The sequence below is a fragment of the Pseudomonas sp. NY15374 genome (assembly GCF_048068255.1).
Lineage (GTDB): Bacteria > Pseudomonadota > Gammaproteobacteria > Pseudomonadales > Pseudomonadaceae > Aquipseudomonas > Aquipseudomonas machongensis.
On the sequence record NZ_JBLUPZ010000023.1, the window covers coordinates 1 to 6703 of the forward strand.

Genomic DNA, 6703 nt, shown 5'->3' on the forward strand with positions numbered 1-6703 from the left:
ATGTTCGTGCCAGAGGATGTTCGCGGGCTCGCCGCTCACGCTGTCCCATTCGTTGCCAATGTCTTCAGCGAAGTGGTCCCGGTCGGCGTAGAACTTCAAAGCAGCTCGCAGACGCTCAACCTCGCCAGGATCTGCTGGCGCTGGGTGGGTGTAGATCGGCAGCGATTGGCCTGGGTAATTGGCTGCAAGCTGCTCGCACACCTTCGAATCAAGCTGCACATCCACATCGCCAACCTCGCGACTGTCGAAGTACTCGTCAATCAAAAGCATGCCGACCGGTTCGACCTGGTGCTGGCCTGGCGCGTCCAGAATGCCTTGCCAGTACTCGGCATGAGGCGATGGGTATGGGTGTGCTTGGTAGGCAAGGAGCTTGACCAGGCGCTCGACCTCGTCGCGCGGCAAGCTGACCATTGTGGATCGGTTTTCTGTGGGCATGGGATACCTCAAGCCTTGGCGATGATTTCGGCCTCTGCGATCTCGCAGAAGAACGAGCAGGCGGGCAGTTTCTCGTTGCGTCGCACTGGGCCATCGCCCAAGTCGCGAAGTGGGAAGCGCACGTTGGTTGTGCGGTTGCGGAAGAGGTATGAGCCTTCACCCAGGTCATCCTGGATGACGCACAGCGCTTCGAACTGCTCAGGGAAGTCTTGGCGGATCGCTCTGAAGTAGCCTTCGCCGCCCTTCACGCAGCCGATACAGTTGGCGTTGTCGTAGCCCATCCTGTACATCAGGGGAAGCTCGATGCCGGCTCGAAGAAGGATGGCTTTGCAGTCGTCCTTACCAAGGCCGCGGTCGATCAGCGGGGCGATCACAGGGCGGTCCGGATTGCGCTCCCTGAAGTCATCCAGGCGATCGGCCTCCTCGGCGGTATAACCGAACACCATCACGTCGCCCGGCTGCTTCCACGTGTCCAGCAACCGCCGCTTGAGGATCTTGGTGCACGGTGCGCCGGTACGACCCTTCATGTACCGCTCGCGTCGGAACACTTCATGAGCGTCGGCGCCGTACTTCTCGTCACGCAGGACGGTGATCGGCTGGCCGAACCAGATTTCGCAGTCCTGGGCGAACCGGCGGTTGTCTGCTTCCTCATTGACGAGGAAAGCGTTGATGATCTGCACGTCGTACGTGCTGCCGTACTCGGCCAAGGCCAGCTTGGTGGCCACCGCCGAGGCGGCGCCGCAGCTGAACTGGCATACGATTCGGTTGGGCATGATGGCTCCTGGCCGTTATGATTCAGAGTTAGTTAGGAAGGGTGGGAGTACCTACATGTCGTTTTGTCTCGCGTTGACAGACCCTGATTGGGCGTTGACCAAAGATGTTTTTTCAATTATTGGAACTGTCGCCAGTGCAGCAGGAGTCGGGCTGGCTTTCTATGTGGGACTCGTTGGCCTGTCTACGTGGCAAAGACAATTGTCTGGTACTGCTAGCCATGAACTAGCGAAGCGAGCACTAATTGAGCTTTATAAGTTTCGCGAAGCTCTGGATAGGGTGAGGAATCCACTGATGCTAGCGAGTGAATTTTCATCGGCTGTAGTGTCTACCGGGCCTCAGAGTGAGGCGGTGAGTCGTTATCTTGGCCGTTGCTCGGCTTATGATGAGCGCTTCAAACTAGTGACCGAGGCTCGTCGAAATCTTGATGTTGTTCTGCTTGAGGCCGAGGCGCTATGGGGAAGTGATTTGAAGCTCCTGGTTAAACCTTTGCACGATAAAAGCTGGGATTTATATCACTACATAGAAAACCATTTGCTTTCAACTGACCCTCGTATTGATCAGGCAGAAAGAGCAGCCTATGTAGATATCAATAAGGGGCGGCCAAACATAATGTATCGGCGAAGCGACGTTTCTAAAGACGATTTTGCTAGATCGTTTAATGAAGATCTTTCTAAAACAGAGGTTTATCTAAGACGTAAGCTGGCATAGGCGCCGACCTCGCCGGGTCGGCGTTCATCGTTTGAGAGGGGAAGGCGCTGGCGTTGCAACGGCAGGGCATTTAGAGTGTGAGCGGAATCGCTGGCAATGTGGCCTGTGATCAAATATTACCCATTGCAGCATTGGTTTTTCCAGGAGGAACGCTATGGAATTAGAGAATTTTCTGAGTGCTAACCGAATTACCGACGCCGATTGGCAAAGGGCCGCAATCACTTGGGACGAATTGGTATCTATCCATCACGATCATGTTAGCCGTATTAGGCAACTTGAAGACACTGCTGGTTTCTTCGTTAATAGCATTCAGTCTTTTGCAAGCGTACATTCTGTAAGGTGGCGAGTGAAAGACCCGGATCATCTTATTGAAAAAATCATCAGGAAAAGAGCTGAGGAGCCTGCAAACGAGCGCTACCGAGATATCTCTGTAGGAAATTACCACACAATCGTTACCGATCTGATTGGCGTGCGAGCTCTGCATCTATTTAAAGATGACTGTCTAGCAATTCATGATCAAGTCATAGGTATGTGGGACTTTCACGAAGCGCCAGTTTCATACGTCCGCGAGGGCGATAGATCAGACCTCGCTGAAGACCTAGATGAGCGGAATATTGGAGCGAAAGTTCATCCTGCGGGATACCGGTCTATTCACTATGTGCTCAAGACGAAACCAGCGCTTCGTGAAGTGCTAGTAGAATTGCAGGTTCGAACCGTCTTCGAAGAGGCTTGGTCTGAAATTGATCATAAGGTCAGATATCCGAATTTTTCAAAGAATCACCAGGTTGAAGATGTTCTTAAGATATTCAACCGGTTAGCCGGAAGTGCCGATGAACTCGGTGGTTTTGTTCGCAGCCTGAGTCGGGAGTTGGATAGATATGATAGGGAGGTTGGCTGTGCCGTAGAAGAGCGGGATTCGGCCCTAGAAGAGATGCAAAAGTTGTTGACGGAGCTGTCGGAGGCGAAAGCTTCTAAGGCCGAGATAGTAGCCAAGGCAGAGCGGTTGCAGGCCGAACTTAACAGAGCGACAAGAGCAATTAAACATAAAAGGGATCTTGACATAGACCTTTTGTTCTCGAAGGCAATTTATGAGGGGTCAAGGGTCGTTGGTTCAACGCATCGTTCTAGTTTTTTTGATAGCTCGAACTTCAAGAAAAGGGATGATGATCGGCAGTGATCATTATATTTGGTATGTGTCATTTTCTGATTATCATCCATCGTACCCTCGAATAGACTGATTCCAGGCACCGACAGCTGCAAAGATCTTGGCTGCCTCTGCTTCGTCGAGCGTTGTGTCGGTGGGGATGGCGATCCAGCCGGAGGCCACCAGGTGATTAGGGTTTGCCGTGGCCCGCAGGTCGGTGCCGTGCTCGATCAGGTAGCTCTTCCAGGCGCGCCGTGCTCAGTGGCCGGATGCGGCATGGTGGCAATCTGATTTGGGATGGGGTATTACGGGTGACCGGCATGGTGCCGGATCAAGGAGTGATGTATGAGTAACCAAGCGCAGGTTGACGCGATTGAGCACCTGTTGATGGCAGTGCTGAAGTCCAGCGGTATGACGATGAACTCGTTCAAAGCGTTTGAAAAAGCGCAGGGCTCACTAATGGGCAGCGATGGCCCTGGAGGCCCGGAACAGAAGTCAGCTGCAGCACAGTATTTGGATCACCTGAAAAAGCAGCTTTAATCCTCACGGGCGCTGATCAGTGCCTGACGGTTGCAAGCAATCTGAAGCTTCCGCGCCATAGCCGGCGATACGGTTATTTCGTGGCGCGGAGGTGTCAGCAACGGCAGCGCGCCGCCCGGCCCAAGCGCATGCAGGTGATGAATCATCAGCGTCATCGCCTCGCCCTGTTCCTTGATCCCGGCCCACTCCATCAGCTCCATCAGGGCCTGTTTAGTCCCTGGTCGAACCTTCAAGCGCAGGTCTTCTTCCTGCAGGCGCTCGGCCTTGGCGCGACGTTTCTCGTCGCGGGCCTGCTGTGACATCGCCATACGGCACCTCCTTCAATCCGCTGGGCGGTAGGTTGAACTGCTCACGCCGCCTTGTTCTTTGCAGCGCGCTTCGGATTTTTCTGCTCAATTTCCATGTCCATGTCGTTCCAACCGGCAAGGAACCATGAGCCGTGGAACGTGTGAGAAGCAAATGGGTTGGCCAGTTTTCCGCCTCCGTTGCGGCGGCACTCCCGGCCTTCGTAGTAAACGCTGGGGGGCTCGCCGCGATCGCTCATCGTCTTCCCCTGTCACGTCGGATCGGGAAGTCGATATCGAACAGCGCAAGCAGTCGCACGAGCCTGCAGTTGCCTATTCCCAGTTCAACGGTCACGCCGCACCGAGACCTGCCCTCATCGCGCAGTGCGATGATCTTGTCCGCCAGCTCACGGTCCTCCAGGCTTGGTCCGGGCTTTTCCACAACTGGCCTTGGCGGCTTTGGCGGAGAGAAGAACCTGAATCCCTCCCGCGCAGCCACGCCCCACATTGCGCCCTTGCTTTCGCCGAGTAGATTTGCAACCTCGGTGCAGGTCATTGTCTTGGCAAGCTCAGCGATCCTGTTCACGCGCGCCCTGACTTTACTTGCATGATCTGTTGGGGCTTTCTGCTCAATCACCTTGGCCGGCTTCTTCTTTGGCTTTGGACGCCTGCGCGGTGGGAGCGGCTGATAAGTGAACCCCTCCAGCACGATGATCTGACCGCCAGATGCGAAGAAGGCCGCTTGTGCGGCCTCCAGGTCGATTGATGGGTTCATGTCATCCTCACTTGATCCGTATGGATGATTTACCGCGCTCAAGCCGCGCGCCTTTCACCTCTTGCCCGGCTTTTATGCGATCGGCAATGGCTTTCTTGTCAGGGGTGTGGGTGACCTTGGTGGAAACCAGGTCATCGTCCAGCAGCTTTTCGTCATCGACCACAACCGACTCGCGACCCTTGGCCAGGGTGATCGTGAAAAGCGGGCAGCTGATCTTGGTGATCTCCGCCGCCTCCATGTTTTCGCGTAGGTACTCGATAATCTGCCCCTTGCGGTTGGACATGACGCGCTTGCGCTCCTGAAGGCGCTCAATCTCGGCATCAACAGCCTCGATATCGCCATCCATGTTCAGAATTACGCGGCTTACTGCTAGAGCCTTGTCGTTGAATTCGGCCTGAATAGCGCCCATGGTGTCGCGCACGGCGATGGCCATGTCTTCGTCCGCGTCTTGCATTAGCACGGTCAGTTCCTTGAACTGCCCAGTAAGCTCGTAGAGTTGGCTCATGCTGCTTTATCCTCCAGGTAAGATTTTCGTGACTCGTAGGTCTCAGTGATTCGGCGAATGAATGCGGCCTCATTGCGAGCTGTCGCATTCTTGATAAATCGCGTGTAAAGGGTCTTGAGCTCATGCATGGTCACGGCGCCCGCCATGGTTTCGACCGATGACTTGAGCCAATCCAAGCGCTCAAGGCGCTGACGCTCTTGCTCGGCAGCTTTATCATCGGCGTGTTCGATAGCCTGCTCGGCTTGCAGCTGCTGGACGTAGTTCTGGTCGTCGAACATCCCCAGGAACACGTCGGCGCTGAAACCCAGCATGGACAGGGCTTTCTTGATGGCGTCGGTCAGCGACTTCTTCGGCGCCTCGCCATCAGTGGTCATGCCGTACTTGGTCTTGTACTGGTACCGGGTGCACCCGTACTGCTCGACCTCGCCGCGCTGGCCGTCCTGCATGAACCAGAGCTGGATTTTGACGGTATGTCCGATCTCTCGGCCCAAGCAGATTCGCTTGTCGCCATCGCCGGCATACACCTCGTGGCCGTCGTCAAAGCGTTCTTCCAGCACCTTCCAGCCCCAGCCGATGCCGACCGGGCCGAACACTTCGGTCGCCTTCATGACCATCGCGGTGCCGTTCAGGCTGGTGATCTTCTGGCCGCCGACCTCGGCGTTCTTGGTGTAGCGGGTATCGGTGGCCTGCACCTGCTCCCAGATGCGCATGTTGGTAGTGGACATTGGAAAACCTCGCGCCAGGCCGGCGCCGTCAGTTGAAAGGAGAAATGCCAGGTCACCCAGGCACGGAGGTGCGCTCCAGGCCCTGGCTGCGGTGGATGGTTGCGCGCTCTCGCCGCTTACGCTCCCGAAGGGGTACGGTTATCCCGAAGGGCCGCCGTGCTCGGCTACGTGATTCAGGAAGTGATGCTGTCAGCCAGTGCGCTGGCGAGCATAAAGACGGTACAGGCGAAGAGCGCAGAGAAGGAGCCGCGCCAGATGACCAGGCGGCGGACGCGCTGATATCTGGTCATGGGCATGGCCTCGGCCTGGCTATTGGCCGACGCTTCAGCCAGTCGGCCTTGATCGGGTACGGAAGATCGGCGACACGCATGCCAACCGGAAACTTGAGGGTGCCGCGCACCTGGGCGGCCTTCGCTTCCTCGACCTGCTCGTCGATGAACGTCTTCACGATTGGCGTGGTCATGCAACCTCCTTGCGCCCATCAACGATCTTGTTGAGGCGCCCGCAGTAGTGGTTGAATTCTTCGATGGTGATGCGTCCGTCGCGGAGCATTTCCGTCAGCTGATGGCTGATGATTCTTGAGTAGCTGATTGGCGTACCCGGGTGCACCAAGGCATCAAGCTGCTGATCAATCAGGACATGCGGGCTCATGGCTCCCATGCCTCGTAGGCCTGGGCCTGTACTCCGGCGGCGGCGAATGGCGTCAGCAGATCGCGCGCCAGCCGCTCTAGTACTGCGTCAGGGCAGGGCGCGGCCATCACCTCGTGGTACACGTTGTGCGCATCGCTCGCGTCGCGGCGCCGTGCGGCCAGA

Annotated in this window: 11 protein-coding genes and 1 pseudogene; 3 read left to right on the plus strand and 9 right to left on the minus strand. The window is 56.3% G+C overall.

Features of this window, described 5'->3' with window-relative positions:
- Positions 1 to 435, minus strand: a pseudogene (locus ACNFHO_RS27285) (hypothetical protein); the annotation flags it as partial.
- An 8-nt stretch (positions 436 to 443) separates the two neighbouring features.
- A complete protein-coding gene (locus ACNFHO_RS27290; RefSeq protein WP_416767957.1) occupies positions 444 to 1208 on the minus strand; it encodes a hypothetical protein in 765 nt (254 codons plus the stop codon).
- A gap of 55 nt (positions 1209 to 1263) precedes the next feature.
- On the opposite strand from ACNFHO_RS27290, the gene ACNFHO_RS27295 reads away from it, so the two are divergent.
- From ACNFHO_RS27295 to ACNFHO_RS27305, 3 genes are all read left to right on the plus strand, one after another.
- On the plus strand, positions 1264 to 1917 hold the full coding sequence (locus ACNFHO_RS27295) for a hypothetical protein (RefSeq protein WP_416767959.1): 654 nt from the start codon (positions 1264 to 1266) through the stop codon (positions 1915 to 1917).
- 154 nt (positions 1918 to 2071) lie between these two features.
- Positions 2072 to 3094 (plus strand): RelA/SpoT domain-containing protein, encoded by a 1023-nt coding sequence (locus ACNFHO_RS27300; protein WP_416767961.1) that lies wholly within the window; start codon positions 2072 to 2074, stop codon positions 3092 to 3094.
- Between the two features lie 312 nt (positions 3095 to 3406).
- A complete protein-coding gene (locus ACNFHO_RS27305; protein WP_416767962.1) occupies positions 3407 to 3601 on the plus strand; it encodes a hypothetical protein in 195 nt (64 codons plus the stop codon).
- On the opposite strand, the gene ACNFHO_RS27310 is transcribed toward ACNFHO_RS27305, so the two are convergent.
- From ACNFHO_RS27310 to ACNFHO_RS27340, 7 genes are all read right to left on the minus strand, one after another.
- Positions 3598 to 3909 (minus strand): hypothetical protein, encoded by a 312-nt coding sequence (locus tag ACNFHO_RS27310; RefSeq protein WP_416767963.1) that lies wholly within the window; start codon positions 3907 to 3909, stop codon positions 3598 to 3600. The two genes, ACNFHO_RS27305 and ACNFHO_RS27310, sit on opposite strands and share 4 nt — an antisense overlap.
- A gap of 41 nt (positions 3910 to 3950) precedes the next feature.
- The gene (locus tag ACNFHO_RS27315) at positions 3951 to 4145 is read right to left on the minus strand and encodes a hypothetical protein (RefSeq protein ID WP_416767964.1); all 195 of its coding nucleotides are present in this window, start codon (positions 4143 to 4145) and stop codon (positions 3951 to 3953) included.
- Positions 4142 to 4660, minus strand: coding sequence for a hypothetical protein (locus tag ACNFHO_RS27320; RefSeq protein ID WP_416767965.1), 519 nt, complete (start codon positions 4658 to 4660; stop codon positions 4142 to 4144). The genes ACNFHO_RS27315 and ACNFHO_RS27320 overlap by 4 nt, the downstream gene beginning before the upstream one ends.
- A 7-nt stretch (positions 4661 to 4667) precedes the next feature.
- The gene (locus tag ACNFHO_RS27325) at positions 4668 to 5165 is read right to left on the minus strand and encodes a siphovirus Gp157 family protein (RefSeq protein WP_416767966.1); all 498 of its coding nucleotides are present in this window, start codon (positions 5163 to 5165) and stop codon (positions 4668 to 4670) included.
- Positions 5162 to 5890 carry a Rad52/Rad22 family DNA repair protein gene (locus ACNFHO_RS27330; protein ID WP_416767967.1) on the minus strand — a complete coding sequence of 243 codons (729 nt, stop codon included), beginning with the start codon at positions 5888 to 5890 and terminating at the stop codon, positions 5162 to 5164. The genes ACNFHO_RS27325 and ACNFHO_RS27330 overlap by 4 nt, the downstream gene beginning before the upstream one ends.
- Before the next feature lie 286 nt (positions 5891 to 6176).
- Complete coding sequence (locus ACNFHO_RS27335) at positions 6177 to 6353, minus strand: hypothetical protein (protein WP_416767968.1); 177 nt, start codon at positions 6351 to 6353, stop codon at positions 6177 to 6179.
- The gene (locus ACNFHO_RS27340; protein ID WP_416767969.1) at positions 6350 to 6541 is read right to left on the minus strand and encodes a hypothetical protein; all 192 of its coding nucleotides are present in this window, start codon (positions 6539 to 6541) and stop codon (positions 6350 to 6352) included. Before ACNFHO_RS27340 ends, ACNFHO_RS27335 begins: the two co-directional genes overlap by 4 nt.
- Positions 6542 to 6703: the final 162 nt, after the last annotated feature.

What these genes read in the sequence shown, in the direction of transcription:
- ACNFHO_RS27305 (WP_416767962.1), top strand. Translation starts at nt 3,407, where the DNA reads ATGAGTAACCAAGCGCAGGTTGACGCGATTGAGCACCTGTTGATGGCA.
- ACNFHO_RS27310 (WP_416767963.1), bottom strand. Translation starts at nt 3,909, where the DNA reads ATGGCGATGTCACAGCAGGCCCGCGACGAGAAACGTCGCGCCAAGGCC.
- ACNFHO_RS27315 (WP_416767964.1), bottom strand. Translation starts at nt 4,145, where the DNA reads ATGAGCGATCGCGGCGAGCCCCCCAGCGTTTACTACGAAGGCCGGGAG.
- ACNFHO_RS27325 (WP_416767966.1), bottom strand. Translation starts at nt 5,165, where the DNA reads ATGAGCCAACTCTACGAGCTTACTGGGCAGTTCAAGGAACTGACCGTG.
- ACNFHO_RS27340 (WP_416767969.1), bottom strand. Translation starts at nt 6,541, where the DNA reads ATGAGCCCGCATGTCCTGATTGATCAGCAGCTTGATGCCTTGGTGCAC.
- ACNFHO_RS27320 (WP_416767965.1), bottom strand. Translation starts at nt 4,660, where the DNA reads ATGAACCCATCAATCGACCTGGAGGCCGCACAAGCGGCCTTCTTCGCA.
- ACNFHO_RS27290 (WP_416767957.1), bottom strand. Translation starts at nt 1,208, where the DNA reads ATGCCCAACCGAATCGTATGCCAGTTCAGCTGCGGCGCCGCCTCGGCG.
- ACNFHO_RS27300 (WP_416767961.1), top strand. Translation starts at nt 2,072, where the DNA reads ATGGAATTAGAGAATTTTCTGAGTGCTAACCGAATTACCGACGCCGAT.
- ACNFHO_RS27295 (WP_416767959.1), top strand. Translation starts at nt 1,264, where the DNA reads ATGTCGTTTTGTCTCGCGTTGACAGACCCTGATTGGGCGTTGACCAAA.
- ACNFHO_RS27330 (WP_416767967.1), bottom strand. Translation starts at nt 5,890, where the DNA reads ATGTCCACTACCAACATGCGCATCTGGGAGCAGGTGCAGGCCACCGAT.
- ACNFHO_RS27335 (WP_416767968.1), bottom strand. Translation starts at nt 6,353, where the DNA reads ATGACCACGCCAATCGTGAAGACGTTCATCGACGAGCAGGTCGAGGAA.